This is a genomic window from Sorangium sp. So ce302, assembly GCF_051530145.1.
Classification (GTDB): domain Bacteria; phylum Myxococcota_A; class Polyangia; order Polyangiales; family Polyangiaceae; genus Sorangium; species Sorangium cellulosum_B.
Map to the genome: position 1 here is coordinate 210,465 of NZ_CP150326.1, position 16,430 is coordinate 226,894.

Sequence of the window (16,430 nt, forward strand, 5' to 3'; positions counted from 1 at the left end):
CGGCGCCCCGCGGCGTCGCCGGAGGCGCTCCGCCGGACCAGCTGCGTGACGCGGCGCTGGTGGGCAGGCCCGGGAGGCCGCGCTAGCGCCCAGCGCCGGGGCGCGCCAGGAAGCCGGTCTTCTCGTCCGCGCGGAAGCCGCACGCCTCGTAGAAGCGGTGCACCCCGGGCCTTTGAGACCCGGTCATCAGCATGACCTTGTAGCACCCGGCCTCCCAGGCCTCCGCCAGCGCATGGCGCACGACGCGCGCGCCGAAGCCTCTCCGCCGGTGCTCGCGGTGGGTCACCACGTTCTCCAGCAAGGCATAGGGCCGGCCCCCGCGCGTGAGGTTCGGAATGATGATGAGGGAGCAGCAGGCCACGAGGGCGGCGTCGCGCTCCACGACGAAGAGGTGGTACCCGGGGTGCTCGAACATGCGCTTCCAGAGCGCCGAGAGCTCGGGCTCGGGAGGGAACGGCGCGTCTTCGGGCTGGAGATCTCGATAGAGCTCCAGGACCCCCGGAAGATCCCCCGCCTGCGCCCCACGGACGACGCCGTCCAGCATTGCGGAGTCCGTCCGCTCATCGCCGCCCTGTCGCATCTTCATTCGATATCACCGGGCCCCGGACGACAGAAGTCCTGCCAATGCGCTGACCCTGACGCGCCGGTGCAGCGAGGGAGCACGTCAGGGGCAAAACACAATGTCGTAGTCTTCCCCGGCGCAGGCGGCCATCGACTCCTGATCATCGCCCGACCACGAATACGCGTCCTTGCATGCCTCTTCGAAGTACGCGGCCACGGGGTTCGCGGGATCGTCCCGGTCAGGGCTCACGCAGGAGATCGTCGCGCCGCTTTCGTCCTTGTAGCGACCCTCCTCCGGGCACCCCGCGAGCAGGCTCGTCGGGCACGCCAGCGTCCGGCAGTCCGGCAGGCCGACGGGCACGATCGCCAGCGGGAGGTTGTGCGCGTCCACGTGGCTGATGTTGTACCAATCGAAGTCGTTGAAATCGGTGTTGAGGGTCATCTCGGCCAGCGTGTGTCGGCCGCCGCCGGGGTCCGACCCGGCATACGCCCAGTAGCGCAGGGACGACAGCGGTTCCTCGCTGGTGCCCACGTCGCGGCACGCGAACTGCCCCGGGCCGAGCTCCCCGCCCTCGATGAGGCTCCCCAGGAACTGGAGCGGCTGGTCGCACTTGTTGACGAAGGCCAGGGTGGACTTCCCGTCACCGGGCGTGCGGCAGTCGACCTCGCCCGGATCGATGGGCGGCTGGCCTGTCGACGCGCTGCTGGCTTCGCTCGACCAGGCTCCGCCGGTCGCGCTGGACGCGGCGCTGACCGACGTGGATCCGCCGCCCGTCGCGCCGGAGGATGTGTGCTGTCCGGGGGACGCGCAGCCGGCATCGAGCAGCGCAATCGCGAGCAGCGCGGCCGCGGCCTTCCCATGTTGCGACATGATGGTCCTCCTTGCGGACTCGGTGGCGGGAGGAGGACGAGGATACAGAAAGCCTCGTCCACCGAGAAGCCGTGTCCTCATCGGGCCGCGAGCAACGACCAGCGCGGACTCGAAACCTCGAGCGCCGCTCAGGGCGCCTGGCAGGACACGCGGTGGATCGGCTCCTCTTTCCCTTCGCCGACCGTCACGTAGTCCCATCCACCGGGCACCCACGTGATCGCCTCGGCCTGCTCCTCGTCGGGCGACGGCAGCACGCAGGGCGGGTCGGCCAGCGCCTGCGCCACCGTCTGATCCGGTGTCATCGGGTAGTAGAGCACGTGTGATGAGGTGCGCAGCAGCACGCCCGTGCCGTCCGGGTGGACGTCGCCGCTGGTGAAGCGCGCGCTCCCGGCGGGCGGCTCGATGGATCCCGTCCGGACGAGCGTCGCCGGCGCGCCCGCGGCGGGCAGCGCTGGCAGCTCGTAGACGCTCGAGGTGCCCTTGTTGACCTTCGTCACGATGGTGAGCGCTCCGGTGGCGGGGTGAATGAGCAGCGTCTCCGCGTCGTGGCCTCCGTCGGGGTACGAGAGCACGAACACCTCGGCGGTCGAGGCGAGCGGCGCTCCTCCGAGCGTGTCCGGCTCCGGCACGCCGTAGATCGTGTAGCTGTCGCGCTCGCCGTCGTTGTCGCCGATGTCCGCGAGGAAGAGGCAGCTGCCCCCGCCCGAACGGCAAGGCCCGCGCGCGATGTCCTCCCAGTCGACCGCGGCCGCGCCAGCCACGGTCACCTCGGCCCGCAGCGCGCCGCCGAAACCGATCGCGAAGAACCGGGGGTCATCGCCGTGATCGTTGTGAACGTAGAGCGCGTCCGGGTGCAGCCCGCTGGCGACGACACCGGAGCACTCGTCGATGTCACCCGGCGGGAGCGCGCCGACTCGCGCGGCCCCGGTGCAACGAGGGCAGCCCGACTCCCGCACCGCCGGCGGATCCGAGGCCCCGCAAGCCGACAGGAGCAGCGAGAGCGCGAGCGCCGGCGCCGCAGAGCGCCGTGCCAAGGCGCCTGGCGCAGGCCCTCCCTCCGGACGGGGCGCCCGGAGGCGGCGCGGTGGCAGCAGCGGAGCGCGAAGGATCTCGAGTGCAGACGTCGGTGACATGAGCATCGCGGTTCAGTGACGTTTTCGCACGCTTCGCTCTGCTCGGCACGGCCGCTCGGCATGGCGCGATAGCCGTCGACGGCCGACGGGCGCCTGGGAGGAGCCGCGGCTCGGCCGGAACGCCAGGGCGCCCGCGGCCCAGCCGGAGCGTCAGGGCGCCGCGGCCCAGCCGGAGCGTCAGGGCGCCGCGTTCTCCGCCCCGGGGGTCGGCGCCGTGGCGGCGCCTTCGCCGGTCAGATCGGGCAACCTGCCCCACGTCTGCCCATCTGCTGCCGCCTCGATCGGGTACTCGAGCCGGGCGAGCACCTCGTCGCTCTCGGAGATGAGGTAGACGGTCTCGCCCCTGGAGGCGCTCACCTTCCAGGTCGCATAGAAGCAGCTGCTCGGTCCGCCGTCCGGCAGGCACGCGGTGTGGGGCCCAGGGCCGTCCTCGGGCAGCTGGTCGCCGAGGATGAGCAGGTACGCGCCCGGGGCGAGCTGCGTGCCTTCGGGGAACCGGAGCGCGTCGACCGTGTTGCACTCCCCGCTCTCGTCGGAGTCGCACAGACCGAGCCCGCCGAGGTCGGCCGAGCCTGGGCCCGGGTTGCCGAGCTCGATCCAGTCGCCGCCCTTGGCCGAGATCTCGTTCACCACGACGGTCGTCGTCGCGGTCCCGCCGCCCGTCCCCCCTTGGTCGCCGCCTGCGCCGCTCGAGCTCGAGCTCTGGGAGGTGGTTGTCGCGCCCGTGCCGCCCGTGCCCGGCGTGCCCGTGTCCCCGGGCTCGTCGCTCGAACCGCAGCCGCCCGCGCAGAGCGCAGCGAGGCAGAGCGCGGCATATCGAAATTGTGCCATCACGATGTTCTCCTCGGCCCCAGCACACGGCGATCCCGGCGGTGTGTCAACGGTGTGTCGACGGCGGCGCGCGCGGGCTCCCGTTCGCGACCGCCCCCGCCGTGGACGCGCGCGTCTGCAAAGCGCGCGGCCGCGTCCCTCAGCGCGCCCGCGCCCCGTGGTCCGCGATCACGCTCGCCACGCAGCAGGTCAGCTTCTTCCCCATGCCGAGGTGCAGGAACTCGTTCGGACCGTGCGCGTTCGATTGCGGCCCGAGCACGCCGGTGATCAGGAACTGCGCCTCCGGGAACTTCTCTCCCAGCATCGCCATGAACGGGATCGTCCCGCCCTCGCCGATCCCCATCGCCGGCCGGTCGAAGAACGTCTTCGACGCCTTGCGCACCGCCGCTTCGAGCCAGGGCGCCGTCGCCGGCGCGTCCCATCCGGACGACGGCTCGCTCACGTGGAACCGGACCTCCGCGCCGTACGGCGGGTCCTTCTCCAGGGCCTCCTTCAGGGCCGCCGCCGCCTTCTTCGGGTCGAGGCGCGGCGGGAGGCGCATCGAGAGCTTCGCCCTCGTGAACGGGCGCAGCACGTTGCCCGCGCTCGCGATGGGCGGCAGGCCGTCGGCGCCCGTCACCGAGAGCGCGGGGCGCCAGGTGCGGTTCAGGAGGAGCTCCGCCGTGTCGCCGGTCACCGGGCACGCGCCCTTCACCCACGGCAGCTCGCACACGACCGACGCGCCCAGCACGTCGGCCGCGGCCCGCGCCTGCGCCGCGCGCTCCTCCGGGATCTGCACGTGCAGCGCGTCCACGAGGACGCGCCCGGTCCGCTCGTCCTCGATGCGCGACAGGAGCTGCCGCAGGATCCGGAAGCTCGAGGGCACCACGCCGCTGCCCACGCCCGAGTGGACGCCCTCGCGCAGGATGTTCACGTCGAGCGTGCCCTGGAGCAGCCCGCGGAGCGACGTCGTGGTCCAGAGCTGGTCGTAGTTGCCGCAGCCGGAGTCGAGGCACACGACGAGGCTCGGCTTGCCGATGCGCCCCGCGAGCGCGTCGATGTAGGCCGGCAGGTCCGGGCTGCCGCTCTCCTCGCAGCCCTCGATGAGGATCACGCAGCGCGCGTGCGGGATCCCCTGCTCGTGCAGCAGGCGCAGCGCCGCGAGCGACGCGAAGGCCGAGTAGCCGTCGTCGGCGCCGCCGCGTCCGTAGAGCTTGTCGCCCTCGCGCACCGGCTCCCAGGGGCCGAGCCCCTCGCGCCACCCCGTCATCTCGGGCTGCTTGTCGAGGTGCCCGTAGAGGAGCACCGTGTCGTCGCGCGTGCCCGGCACCTCCATCAGGATCACCGGCGTGCGGTTCCCGATGCGCACGACCTCCACCGTGAGCCCGGGGATCGGCTGCGCCTCGCACCAGGCCGCGATGAGCGACGCCGCCCTGTCCATGTGGCCGTTCTCGCGCCAGGCGGGGTCGAAGGCGGGCGACTTGTTGGGGATGCGGATGTAGTCGTGCAGCGCGGGGACGATCTCCTGCTCCCAGCAGCGCTCGCAGGACGCGACGGCTTCACGCTCGTTGAGCTTCGTCAGCATGAACCTCTCCAGGGGCTTGAGGACGGCGGCGATCTCCGGGGACCGACTCTACAGCGCCCACGACGTGGGTGTACCGCGGACATGGGGGGTTGACATCTTCGACGTTCCAGAGCGCCGAGGCGAGGAGCGCGGGGCTGGCGGGCGGGCGCGGCGTGTGGACGGGCGGGCGCGGCGCTTGGGCGGGCGGGCTCATCGGGCCCTCCCGATGTCAGGGCCGCTTCTCGAAGGTCACTTCCGGGTACTCCGGCGAGGGGCCGTCGAGCAGCGGCGCCGCTTCGCCGCGCACGTGCGCCTGGACGAAGGCGCGCGTGTACGCGTTCGTGATCTCGACCGCGCGGGCCGGATCGAGCGTGCCGAGCAGCTCCGGGAGGACGCCCTCGCCAAGGAAGTGCTCGACGACGATCGGCAGGTCCGAGAACGTGAGGTGGGCGGTGTCTTCGACCCGCGCCCGGTAGCCCTGGCCGTTCAGCGCGCCGTAGGTCTCGTCGATGCTCGCATCGTCGGGGTGGTCCGCCGCGAGCAGGATGAAGAAGGGCTGCGCGAGGCTCCTGCCGCCGGCGCCGTTCTGCGGCCCGAAGAGGCTGCCGTCGATGTCGAGGCCGGCGTCGAAGCGGTCGTCGCGGGCGCACGCCTCGGCGGCCATCGCGCCGCCGTAGGAGTGGCCGAGCACGCCGACCCGCTCGAGGTCGAGCCGCCCCGTGAGCAGGCCGCCCGGGTCGTCCTGCGCGTCGGCCGTGAGCTCGTCGAGCACGAAGCGCGCGTCGTCGACCCAGACCGCGACATGCTCGCTCATCGCCTGAGAAAAGGCCTCGATCTCCTCCTCCGACGCGTCCATCGCCGGCGTCAGGACGACCGAGCCGAAGGGCACGGCGCGGCCGTCGGGGAACACCGCGAGCTCGGTGTCATAGGTGTGGCTGATGGCGGCCACCACGAAGCCGTGGCTCGCCAGGTCCTCGAGGAGGCTCGTGTAGTCGGCGCGGAGCATCCCGAACCCGTGCGAGAAGAGGAGCACCGGGTGCGGCGCGCCGTCCTCAGCGAGCGGCACGCCCACGCGCGCGTGCGTGAGGATGCTCGCCTCGAAGCCGTCCTCGGCCGGGAGGCCGCCGGTGGTACGGCGGCTGTCGCCTTCCTCCGGCGACAGGTACGGCGCGAGCTGCCCTGTGCCGCAAGGATCGGCCGGGTAGAAGAGCTGCACCATGAGCTCCCGGCGGTCGTCGGGATCTTCCGTCGCCTCTTCTCCACGCGCGCTGTCGGTGAGGGCGCGGATCTGCGTGCCGACCGGGTGTGGGCCGGTCGGGCGGGGCAGATCGAGGACGCCGTCGGCAGGCGCCTCGTCGCCCCAGCCGGTGCAGACCGGATCGCCTTCGTGCGGCGGCACGGCGTCGTGATCGCTGCACCCGGCGAGGAGCGTGGAGGCGGAGAAGGCTGCGAGCAGGCAGAGAGCGTGTCGAGAGACGTCGCTGTGGAACATGCGCGCATCGTTCTCACGCCCTGGCCGAGACCGGCGCGGCGAGCACGATCGTGGCGCGCTCGATCGCGCTCGGCAGACGCGAAGATCCGCCTGACAGAAGCCGCAGGCCCCTGTACTATCGGTTACATGCGGGCATGTTCAGGAGGCGTGGCCGAGACGAACGGGCGGCGCACCGGGCAGACCAGCGACGGCGGTACGAGGCGGGGCTACCCTTGGGGAGCTCGGCAGGGCTCGGGTGAACGGGCTCGGCGGGCCATGCTTCGTGCGCCAGGCTGAACTTGGGCGAATGGAGTCGACCGGGCTATCCGAGCTCCACGAACAGATGTGCGGCCTGCGCCAACAAACGCCTGCAGCCGACGCGGGAAGCCCGCGCGGCCGAGGCGCGGCGCTATGCGGATGAAGACAGCGGAGCGGGTGAACGAACATGGAAGAGCCCGAAGAAATAGCGCTCGCCAGGAGTGAGGACGCGCACGACATCCTTCCGTTGATGGTCGCCTTCAACGAGGCCGAGGGCATCCTCTGGAGGCCCGAGGCCATGATTCCCGCTCTGCACCGTGTGCTCAACGACAAGGACCTCGGGCTGATCTTGGTTGCGCGTGTCGGCGTGCGTCGCTCCCCCGTCGGTTATAGCCTGGCCACGTTCGGGTATGATCTTGAGTTCGCGGGGCGTGATGCTTTCGTGACAGAAATCTTCGTGGAGCCCGGGTCCCGACGACGGGGCCTCGGGCGGACCCTGCTGGAATCGACCGTACAACACCTGCGAGAGCGCAACGTGAACGCCGTCCATCTCATGGTGCGACCGGACAATCAGCGAGCGATCGCTTTGTACGAGGGGCAGGGGTTCAAGGTCTCGCCGCGGATCATGATGACCAAGGAGCTGACCGCCCCGACCGAAGACGCAGTCCAACAAGGTATTCAATCGGGCAGCGCTTCGCGCCGCCGCTGAGCGCCAGAACATTCGCCAGAGCCGGAGCATCATGCCCTTCCCCCTCTCTCTCTCCTCACAGGCGGCGAGACCTGGTGGCTTCATCCGACCGCGTCCTGGAAACAGGAATGGCATGCCATCGTGGGGCGACCCAGGTTAGGTTCGCGGCGGCGGCGCGACGCCGCAACCGTGAGGAGACATTCCAGATGCTCGAGTACAGCGCCGCATGGCCGCATGGTGAGGTTCAAGACGCATTCCCAGAGGTCTTTTACGTCGTTGGTACGAACAGGACTCTCCACGCTGGGATCGATCTCCAGACGAGCCGCACGATGACCGTGCTCCGACAGGATCGAGACCTCACGCTCGTGAACACCGTGCGCCTGACCGAGGAAGGGTTGCGCCAGATCGACGCCCTCGGCCAGGTCCGCCACGTCGTGCGGCTCGGAGCATTCCACGGCCGAGATGATCCCTTCTATCGCGACCGTTACGGCGCCACCCTGTGGGCGCTCCCCGAGGCAGCGGCGGCCGACGGCCGACCTGCCGACCGAGCGCTCGCAGCAGGGGGCCCGTTCCCGGCTCACGGAGGCATCGTATTCGAGTTCACGACGGCGCGGTTCCCTGAAGCCGCCGTTTTGCTCCCGCGGGAGGGCGGAATCCTCATTACGTGTGACGCCGTGCAGAACTGGTCACACGTCGATCCCTTCTTTTCCGATGAAACGGGCGCGCTGTTCCTCGCTCAAGGGTTGATCGGTGCGGCGAACATCCCCGCGACCTGGCGAGCGGCGTGCACCCCCGATCTTTCCGATTTTCGCCGCCTCGCCGACCTGCCGTTTCGCCATATTATCAGCGCTCATGGTGAGCCGCTTCGTGACGACGCCAAGAGGCTACTCCAGGCCCGCATAGACGAAGTATTTCGCCCGTGAGAACAGGAGCCTACGTGAGGCCGGCGGCGCTGCCCAGCAAACCGTTGCGGATGACGGCGCCCTCCCTCGCCACGCTCGGTCTGGCACCCGCAGCTGGGCGCCAGCATCGTTAGGGCCATCGGGAACGCAATGCACAGCGCGCAAACAAGCTACCGTGAGCTCCATGACTCGCTCCTCGAGTACGACGATGGCTCGCTCTATCCGGATGTGCTCGCGCCCTGGCTCAAGGCGAATGCCGACGAGCGGATCTGGCTCCGCTCCTTCGCTTCCCGGCGCGGAAGCCCCATTCCGTCGGCGGACGTCGAGGACCTGTGGCGGCTGTATGCCTTGAGTCGCGTCAATGATACATTGCTGTTGCGGTTTCAGCGTGGGACGGCGGACGGATCGGATTGGCCGGGGCCACTGATCTCGCAGGCCGAGTTCGTGGCGTTCGCGGAGGCGCTAGGGCTCACCATCGCCCAGATGTCCTCGTTCTCGCCGTTCTATCATGAGATCGTCGAGGTCGAGTACACCGATGACTGCCGTCAGCCGGTGTCGATCGTAAGCTACGCCTGGCCGTGCCTGATGCTCGGTGACATGCTCTTCTCTCGGGCCGGAGTGCGCGTGCGCGGCGGCAGCGAGATCATCCGCAAGGACATCGCCGAATCATCTACCATGTACTGGACGTACCGGCGGAAGAACCGCCCCGGGCAGGACCTGTCCCATGGCTGGGGCAGCAACTCGCAGTGGCGTACCGCCTTCCGCAGGGACTATCGAGTGGGCCAAAAATTGTACTACAACGTCGACGGTAAGCGCGATCTAGGCACGCTGGAGTCAACGGTCGAAGATGGCGATGGCCTGACGCGGGAGGAGCGCGTCGAGCTGCTCACCAACCGCTGTTTCATCTTCACGATGAAACCGCACGACGATCTGTGGCCCTATGATGACAGGCTACAGCTCGAGGGGTGATGAGAGCTTGTTCGCATGCCGGGCATCTGGATTGAACTATCGGACAGGGTGGTGGCCAGCGACGGCGTGGCCGATGCGCGTTCTCAGTGTTCGTTCTGTCGACGCGGGGTGGCCGTCCTCGAGCGCCTCATCGCTGCCGCTGATGTCAGCATTTGCAGCGCTTGCGTTCGAAAATGTGCCCGCGGTCTTCGCCGCCATAACGTCCTCGGATGGCGCCCTTGGTGGCGATTCTGGAAGGACGGCGAGCCGAGCAAGACGCGGACAGGGCTCGGTTATCGGGACCCGCATCTTGCGTGCTCGTTCTGCAAGCGTTCGCTGGTCGATGTGCCCGCGCTGTTAGGCGCTGGCAGGATCACCATCTGCAGCGCCTGCGTGCGTCTCTGCGTGGAGATCCTCCGCGAGGAATCTCGGTGAACCGATCCGCCAAGACTGTGCGCCGAGGACTCGGAATAGCTGGTCGCCGTGGATGGTTGACGTTGCCTGACCCATGATCCCCCCGACCCCTGGCCACCGCGCGCGAGAAGCGCTCCTCCTGTGCTTGGCGGTACCCTTCCTCGGCGTCCTGTTCGGCGGGATCTACTCGGTGCCCGCGATCCGGCTCAGCGGCGGGCGCGATCCCTGGCTCAGCCTTCTCCTGCTGTCCGGCCTCGCCCTCACCGTCTTCGTCGCTGGGTTTCTCCTGCGAATCCCGACCGGCCACCTCGGAGGGGTCTACGTGGTAGTCGCCGTGGCCTTCTTCGTGGTCCGGAGGGCTTTCGGCGGTCTCGAGCGGAATCTGGAGCGCTTCGGAGTCGTGCACCTGTTCGGGCTGGTGCTGGTGGCCTTCGCCCACGCGGCGATGCTGCTGGAGTGACATCGGTGTCAAGCGAGAGTAAATGTCGTCTGGCAGGCGGGCGTAGATGATGGCTCCCTCGAGTGAACCCCAGTCCGGTGTGCCGTGCCGCGCGCGCGCCCTTTCGGACAACCTCCGCCTGTTGCCCGTCGTTGAACTCGCGCCAGGAGCCTATGGATCCGCGCTTCAGCCGACCACGAGCCCATGGACGGCAGAGGAGAGCGAGACCTACTGGCGGGCCTGCCTTCGAGCGGGTGGCGTCGTCGGCGTGGACCCCGTCGTTCCGGGATCGTGGCTGGTGGCGCTGGACGCGCTCAACTCCGCCGATCTGCTCCACAGGGTTTTGCAGGTCCACTTTGCCGACGGAGTCCCAGCCGACCTTGATGAAATCGGCCCTTTCTACGGCGGGCTCGCGCTCGTCGACGACGGCGAGAACCTGGTACTCCCGACCTGTTGCGGCGATCTTGGTGACCTCGACAATTGGCACATCGCGACCGAGCAGAGGACGGACTCGCCGGAGATGCTGTGGATCGGTCACCCGTGGCTCACCGTCTGGTACCAGGCCCCGATGCTGCACATCCGAGAGGAGACAGAGTACAACCTGCCGGCGCACCCGAGGGAGTTCGCCATGAACCCCGAGGCGCTCCAGAGCGCTGTGCGTCAGGCAACACGCGAGCTTGATCTCTTCTGCGAGCGCGTAGTGGTGTCGTTGCGCGAGCTTCCCGGCGTGCTCGATGCCCGAGCGATCGGCAGAATCCTCGTGGGTAAGAGAGACTCCTGATGCGCATCGCTTCATTGCCGCCCAGCTGCGCGGCGGTGCACGACGGTGCGCCCGTGCCGAGCTGCGCTCAGCACGGCGCCGGGCGGCACGTCGCGATCACGTTCGGCGGGCAGGCCCGGAAGGATCGAGGCGGAGGCGTGTTGGCGGGAACCGGTGACCGGGGGGCTACGGGGGATGTGTTCCGGCGCCTCTGCCCGTGGGATGCCCCGCCCGGCGTGAAGAACAGCTACGCTTCCACGGTTGGCTCCAGGAGAGGCTCACCGCCCGGCGCTCCCGGCTCCGTGCCCGCGCTGCCGCCGCCGTCGCCCGCGTTGTTCTTCCCCGCTCCTGGCTTGCGCCCGCCGCCCCGCGCGGCGAACAGGGACGGCGCGATCGCATCGGCGTCGCCCTCGTTCCAGCGCAGGTACGACGCCGCGCGGCGGCACCGCTTGAGCGCGTCCGGCCCGGAAGAGGTCGGCAGCGCGAGCAGGTGCGCGTACCAGGCGGCGAGCGCATACGTCTGGAGCTTGTCGAGCTGGCTCAGGGGGTGCTTGGGGAGCTCCTCCACGAACCGCGGGCGCAGCGCTTGAAGGTGCGGGACGGCCCCGATGGCCACGGCGACAGCGCGGGGAATATCGACGTTGATCGGCACCACCTCGCGGACGTCGTCGATCTCGGGCTCGACGAGCGCGAACGCCTTGGCCGCCTCGCTCGGCGCACCAGGCTTGGCGGGTGAAGACTTCTTCGTATTCGGCCTGGATCTCGGCATCAGCTTCTCCCTCGCAACGTGAGCGAGCACCCGTCGGTGCAGTGATGAAGCACAGAGGACGGGGTGGTATCGCGATCGCCTTCCGGCGATGTCCCAGGCGAAATCAACCGCCATGCCAGCGGGACGACGTGCGCTGTCGATGTGTTGCGGATGCGGCCGAACAGCCCGGTGTCGCCGGGATGTGTGGGCAGAGACACGGGCGTGGGGCGCGGCGCGCCTTGCGTCTCTGCGCAAGCGGTTGCGTACAACCGCTTGCGGTCGCACCGAACCGCGCGCGCTCACGCGAAGGCCGCGGTGGAGGGCGGTCGAACCGCCACCGGAGCCTCGGTAGGGGTCGCGGAAGGGCGATTGGACCGCTCCCGCCGCACCGATCAAGGTGGTGGAAGGGGGGTTGGACCGCTCCCGCCGCACCGATCAAGGTGGTGGAAGGGCGGTCGAACGGGTGGTGGCCTCGTTTGCCACTTTCGCAAAAGTGGCCTTCATTCGGGCGGGGGTTCAGGGAAGAGGGAGAGCTGCTCGGGGGCCCTCGGCTTCGGTCGCCACGACAGGAGATCGAGCTGCACCGGGCCGGGCGGAGGTGCGTCATGAACAGGCGTGACGGGCGTGACCGGTGCGAGGGGCGGCGGGTCCGGCTGGACGGTCGGACGGCGGAGTGCGGGCGTCGGCGCGGTGACGAGCCGCAGGAAGCCACGGCCGCCGGGCAGGGGCCTGGAGGGAGCTTCCGGCTGCCGGTGCTCCAAGGGCTGCGGCTGCGGCTTCTCGCCCGCGGGCTCGGTCATGATGGCGTCAAGGAGCTCCTCCAGACTCCACACGTGCCCGGTGAGACCCGCCTCCATCGCCGGTGTCACACGCAACGTGCGCACGGTCCACGCCAGATTATAGTAGGTATAGTGCAAGGCGACGGCGGCCCGGTGATGCTCGGGGCTCTTGCTGAAGGCGTACGAGAGCCTCCTCATGCGTCCGAGCAGATGGCGCGTGGTGCCGTTCAGGCGCTCCACGTAGGCCGTAGAAGCCTTCTTCGCATCCGGCGCGCCGTAGATCGTGTGCTTCGTGATGAACGGGTCACGCGGCGGCTCATACCGATGGTCCGGTCCACGGTAGGAGCCAGTGCGGTAGTTTTTGACAGTTTGCATGTAATCGATGCTGAGCCCGAAGCTCGCCGCAACGGTGGCAATGTACGGCGCAAATCCGTCCGTGGTGAACTGAGGCATCATCAGGAGTCGCGACCGAAGATCCTTGATGAAGGCGCCGCACGTGTCCATGTCGCGCTTGCCGACGCGCCAGGCGATGACGAGGCGCGAGGCCGTATCCAGCGCCGTGAAAGAGTACGTCTCGCCGATGCCGGGCGCGTCCTTCTCGGTCACGCGGGCCTGCTTCTTGCCGACGTAAGAAAATACCTCATCGGCCTGGATCAGCTCGCACCGGAGCCCACGCACGAGTCGGTCATGCAGGCGCTGCGCACCGGCGCCGAGAGCGAGCCCGAAGCGGCTGATCGCCGCTCGGCTGACGTCGGTCATCCGGCTGACCGCGCGCTCGCTGTTGCCGTCCACCAAGGCTGCGAGCACGGCAAGCTGCCGCTCGCGTGGGAGCACGTTCGCCACGGGACCCTTGCCTTTCCCCGGCGGAGGGCCCACGATCCGGTCTGCCAGGACGTCGGACGGGTCGCACCGCTCGGCTTCTGCCGCCTCGCTTCCGGGTGCAAGCCGGAGGCGGGGCGTTTTCGTCTAAGGTCCTCTGATTATAGCGGTTTTGCCGAGGAAAACCGCTCGGATCAGGTCGCGGCAGATGCCGACAGGACGGGGTATGTCATAGCTCCGCCGGTCCGCCGCGTTCTGGACCTGTCTCCGACGCCTCGCGTACGATGGCCCACCCGTGCGTCCCGTGACAGAGGGCCGCCCGGGTGGCTCGGCGACTTTGTACGTGGAGGCGTGTATGGCGACGTTACGCAAGGGGACGGTCCCGTGGAAGACTCATGGGCACGTGCTTGATACGGTGAAGCGTATATTCAAAGGATGGGAAGACGTCGTCGTCGAACTGGTAAAAAACGCTTACGACGCCGACGCCAAGGAAATTTGGATCACATGCCCGAGCAAGGACATGCCCAAAGCCGATGAGCGCGTATTCGAAGTGCGAGACGATGGCCACGGCATGACACGCGCAGAGGCAGAGGAGAAGTACTGTGCGACCGGGCGAGACAAGATCGCCGCAGACGGGTACAAGAGCCCGCGCGGGCGCACTGTCAACGGCAGGCGCGGCACAGGCAAGTTTGCGGCCCTTGTAGTATCGAGCGACGTGGTGGTGGAGACGTGGGCACGCGGCGAGCGCTCGATATTCAAATACAACGAAGAGACTATAAGGCGAGCGAGCGACGACAAGGTCCCCGTCGATGTCCTCACGGAGGAGTGCGACCCGAAGCAGAGCGGCACACGCATAGCACTACAAGGGCTGTACCAAAACGAGCCGCTCCCAACAGAGCGCGTCGTTGCAAACATACTCCTTCGGCACTTTGGACAGCACACCGACGTAGCGATACACGTCAACGACACAGTGTTCAGAGCTCAGGATCATGCTCGACTCGGCGAGGAAATGACCGATGAAGAGGTGCCAGGGTTCGGGACCGTGGCCGGCACCGTCTGGATCGCGCATCAGTTCATTAAGAATCCTGGCATAGTTATATACCACCAGGGACAGAGCGTGTACGGGCCATCTCTGTTCGGCGTTGATCACAAGGGATATCGTGGTGAAACAAAAGCTCTGACGAAGAAGCTGGTTGGTCGCATATCGGTTGCACCGGACGACGACTCAACGATTGCGACCGGTGCATGGACACTAACTCCCGGATTCAAAGCCGTCGAGGAATGGATCGGAAAGCGCCTGGAAAAGCTCTTAGAGAGGGGCGCAGATGATCACCTCCAGAGGCGCGTCGATACCTGGCTAAGTGATTCGATCGCGAAGCGTCACTTTGAGCGTCTCAACGACGAGCAGAGGGCGGCCACTCGGCGCATCCTAATCAGTCGCGCTAAATCCGCCGCCGATAACGAGACGAGCACCAAGACGGAACGTGTGATCGCGAGGTTTGTAACAAGATCGATGAGGACCGCCAATCTGGCGGCCGTCATGGATGCGGTAGGCGAGGCAGACGATGCGACCGTTGACACGCTGGCGTCCATGATCGGAGGGGAAGGCCGGTGGACGCTTCGACAGGTAGTCGTCACGTCTGCAATCGTGAAGGCGCGCGTCAAGGCTCTGGACGAACTTGCTAGGGTCAGTACCGATGAGTCCTACAACGAAGACGCCATACACAAGTTGCTTGCAGCAAACCCGTGGATCATCTCAGACGATTATCATTCGTTCCGTAGCAACAGGCAGATTCAGACCACGTTGCGAGAGCTGTTTGATATAGACATTGGCAACAAAGAGGGAACCACGCGACCAGATTTCTTCTTTGTGCTCGGCAATATCGACTCATCGATAGACGGTGTAAAAATATCGGACATGCGGTACCTGCTCGTGGAGCTGAAGGGTCCTGACCAGCCGCTTGGATTGAAGCAGCAGAACCAGGCAACGGACGATGCGAGCACGTTTCTGCACCACCGAGGAGGCGGATCGGCATCCGTGTGGTTGCTAGGCACAAAGTTTAATTCTCGTGTGCCGGCAGCGACTGAGTCTGTGGTGCATTCACCTGTCAGATATCACTACCGAGCGACAACGTATCAGGAGCTAATCGAGTCGTGTCGGCGTCGATTGGCCTATGTAGACGAAGGGATGGCCTCGCAGGCCGAGCAGGTCGCGAAGAAGGTGGTGGAGCTAAACGAGCAGGAGATTGCTGCTATGGTCAAATGAGTCAAAATCTCTGCGTGATTGCACAGGGAGTGCGCCTGTGGTTGGGGCTAGCGTGAGGATTGTTGGATGATGACTGGGAAATGTGGCTACCGCCGCCGCCTCAGCTTCCGAGCGAGGCGAGCGCGCGCGAGCCGCAGGCGACTACCAGCGGTGCCGAGCGGGATGCGGAGCAGAGCGGCGATCTCGGTGCCGCCGTGGCCGAGCGCGGCCAGGACGAGCACTTCGCGAGCCCAGAGCGGCATGGCTGCGATCGCCATGAGCGCCTCGGCTGCGTCGATGCGATCGCCGACGTGCCCCGGGTCCACGCGCTCCTCACCCGTGGCGGCCCACGGGTCGTCGACCGGCACCTCTCGACGACGGAACGCGCGCTCGTGGTAGTGGGTGCAGTGGAAGCGGCACACCCCGAACAGCCAGCGCTTGAGCGCGTCCAGGGGTTCGCGCGTTCGGTCGGGCCGGTAGCGACCCGCTTGCGAGCTCATCCACGCCCCGAGCACGACGTCCTGGCACACGTCGTCGAGATCGACGGCGCGCACGCCGAGACCGCGCAGAGCGCTGCGGATGTGCGGCTCCTGCGCGGCGATCTCGGTGATGGTCAGGGCGCGAGCGGGGCCAGCGTGCGGGCCCCACGGGCTCATGGGGCACCCCGGCCGCAGTGCGGGCAGCGGTCAGCCGCCACGGGCCGACCGAGCAAGCGCTCGACCGTGGTTCCAGCGGCGCGGGCAGCCTTCAGCGCGAGCCCGTGCGTCGTCCGGTTCGAGCCGTACACGAAGTTGGTCAGGGTCGTCTTAGGGACGCCCATCGCGGCGGCGAGGCAGGGCCAGCCGCCGAAGAGCCCGCGCATGTTGCGCAAGGCGGCGCGAAGGCGCATCGCCTCCGCGTCGGTCAAGGACGTGGAACGGGGACCGCGGCGTGTGGGTACACGTCCGCCTTGCCCGTATTCGGGCAGCGGGAGTACAAGTTGCATCTGTCGGGACCTCTCGTCGGGAGGTTTCGGCCACG

General features: G+C 67.9%; 17 protein-coding genes. 7 read left to right on the plus strand and 10 right to left on the minus strand.

The features are described from left to right. Nucleotides 1-82: 82 nt before the first annotated feature. The 6 genes from WME73_RS00845 to WME73_RS00870 all read right to left on the minus strand — a co-directional run bounded on the left by WME73_RS00845 (nucleotide 83) and on the right by WME73_RS00870 (nucleotide 6,431). A complete protein-coding gene (locus WME73_RS00845) occupies nucleotides 83-586 on the minus strand; it encodes a GNAT family N-acetyltransferase (protein WP_437914445.1) in 504 nt (167 codons plus the stop codon). A gap of 78 nt (nucleotides 587-664) precedes the next feature. Beyond that, a complete protein-coding gene (locus WME73_RS00850) occupies nucleotides 665-1,432 on the minus strand; it encodes a thaumatin family protein (RefSeq protein ID WP_437914446.1) in 768 nt (255 codons plus the stop codon). A gap of 128 nt (nucleotides 1,433-1,560) precedes the next feature. Then, complete coding sequence (locus WME73_RS00855; protein WP_437914447.1) at nucleotides 1,561-2,466, minus strand: hypothetical protein; 906 nt, start codon at nucleotides 2,464-2,466, stop codon at nucleotides 1,561-1,563. 276 nt (nucleotides 2,467-2,742) lie between these two features. Next, complete coding sequence (locus WME73_RS00860) at nucleotides 2,743-3,396, minus strand: lamin tail domain-containing protein (protein ID WP_437914448.1); 654 nt, start codon at nucleotides 3,394-3,396, stop codon at nucleotides 2,743-2,745. Between the two features lie 139 nt (nucleotides 3,397-3,535). Then, nucleotides 3,536-4,960 carry a M20 family metallopeptidase gene (locus WME73_RS00865; protein WP_437914449.1) on the minus strand — a complete coding sequence of 475 codons (1,425 nt, stop codon included), beginning with the start codon at nucleotides 4,958-4,960 and terminating at the stop codon, nucleotides 3,536-3,538. 208 nt (nucleotides 4,961-5,168) lie between these two features. Further along, complete coding sequence (locus WME73_RS00870; RefSeq protein WP_437914450.1) at nucleotides 5,169-6,431, minus strand: alpha/beta hydrolase family protein; 1,263 nt, start codon at nucleotides 6,429-6,431, stop codon at nucleotides 5,169-5,171. Between the two features lie 424 nt (nucleotides 6,432-6,855). Here WME73_RS00870 and WME73_RS00875 point away from each other — a divergent pair, with 424 nt between their 5' ends. The 6 genes from WME73_RS00875 (at nucleotide 6,856) to WME73_RS00900 (ending at nucleotide 10,840) form a co-directional block, all read left to right on the plus strand. After that, nucleotides 6,856-7,377, plus strand: coding sequence for a GNAT family N-acetyltransferase (locus tag WME73_RS00875; protein ID WP_437914451.1), 522 nt, complete (start codon nucleotides 6,856-6,858; stop codon nucleotides 7,375-7,377). Between the two features lie 185 nt (nucleotides 7,378-7,562). Beyond that, nucleotides 7,563-8,279 carry a hypothetical protein gene (locus tag WME73_RS00880; RefSeq protein ID WP_437914452.1) on the plus strand — a complete coding sequence of 239 codons (717 nt, stop codon included), beginning with the start codon at nucleotides 7,563-7,565 and terminating at the stop codon, nucleotides 8,277-8,279. 129 nt (nucleotides 8,280-8,408) lie between these two features. Then, nucleotides 8,409-9,227 carry a hypothetical protein gene (locus WME73_RS00885; protein ID WP_437743658.1) on the plus strand — a complete coding sequence of 273 codons (819 nt, stop codon included), beginning with the start codon at nucleotides 8,409-8,411 and terminating at the stop codon, nucleotides 9,225-9,227. A 15-nt stretch (nucleotides 9,228-9,242) separates the two neighbouring features. Beyond that, nucleotides 9,243-9,641: a ClpX C4-type zinc finger protein gene (locus tag WME73_RS00890; RefSeq protein ID WP_437914453.1), complete on the plus strand. Its 399-nt coding sequence runs from the start codon at nucleotides 9,243-9,245 to the stop codon at nucleotides 9,639-9,641. A gap of 124 nt (nucleotides 9,642-9,765) precedes the next feature. Beyond that, a complete protein-coding gene (locus WME73_RS00895) occupies nucleotides 9,766-10,080 on the plus strand; it encodes a hypothetical protein (RefSeq protein WP_437743660.1) in 315 nt (104 codons plus the stop codon). A gap of 121 nt (nucleotides 10,081-10,201) precedes the next feature. After that, a complete protein-coding gene (locus WME73_RS00900) occupies nucleotides 10,202-10,840 on the plus strand; it encodes a hypothetical protein (protein ID WP_437914454.1) in 639 nt (212 codons plus the stop codon). A gap of 226 nt (nucleotides 10,841-11,066) precedes the next feature. Here WME73_RS00900 and WME73_RS00905 read toward each other — a convergent pair whose 3' ends face one another. Next, complete coding sequence (locus WME73_RS00905) at nucleotides 11,067-11,588, minus strand: hypothetical protein (RefSeq protein ID WP_437914455.1); 522 nt, start codon at nucleotides 11,586-11,588, stop codon at nucleotides 11,067-11,069. 479 nt (nucleotides 11,589-12,067) lie between these two features. Continuing rightward, entirely contained in the window at nucleotides 12,068-13,189 is a 1,122-nt protein-coding gene (locus tag WME73_RS00910) for an IS1 family transposase (RefSeq protein WP_437914456.1), read from the minus strand. A 331-nt stretch (nucleotides 13,190-13,520) separates the two neighbouring features. On the opposite strand from WME73_RS00910, the gene WME73_RS00915 reads away from it, so the two are divergent. Next, the gene (locus WME73_RS00915; RefSeq protein ID WP_437914457.1) at nucleotides 13,521-15,431 is read left to right on the plus strand and encodes an ATP-binding protein; all 1,911 of its coding nucleotides are present in this window, start codon (nucleotides 13,521-13,523) and stop codon (nucleotides 15,429-15,431) included. Between the two features lie 86 nt (nucleotides 15,432-15,517). Here WME73_RS00915 and WME73_RS00920 read toward each other — a convergent pair whose 3' ends face one another. Both WME73_RS00920 and WME73_RS00925 read right to left on the minus strand, forming a co-directional pair. Continuing rightward, nucleotides 15,518-16,066 (minus strand): RNA polymerase sigma factor, encoded by a 549-nt coding sequence (locus WME73_RS00920; protein WP_437914458.1) that lies wholly within the window; start codon nucleotides 16,064-16,066, stop codon nucleotides 15,518-15,520. After that, nucleotides 16,063-16,317 (minus strand): transcriptional regulator, encoded by a 255-nt coding sequence (locus WME73_RS00925; protein WP_437914459.1) that lies wholly within the window; start codon nucleotides 16,315-16,317, stop codon nucleotides 16,063-16,065. Before WME73_RS00925 ends, WME73_RS00920 begins: the two co-directional genes overlap by 4 nt. Between the last annotated feature and the right edge of the window lie 113 nt (nucleotides 16,318-16,430).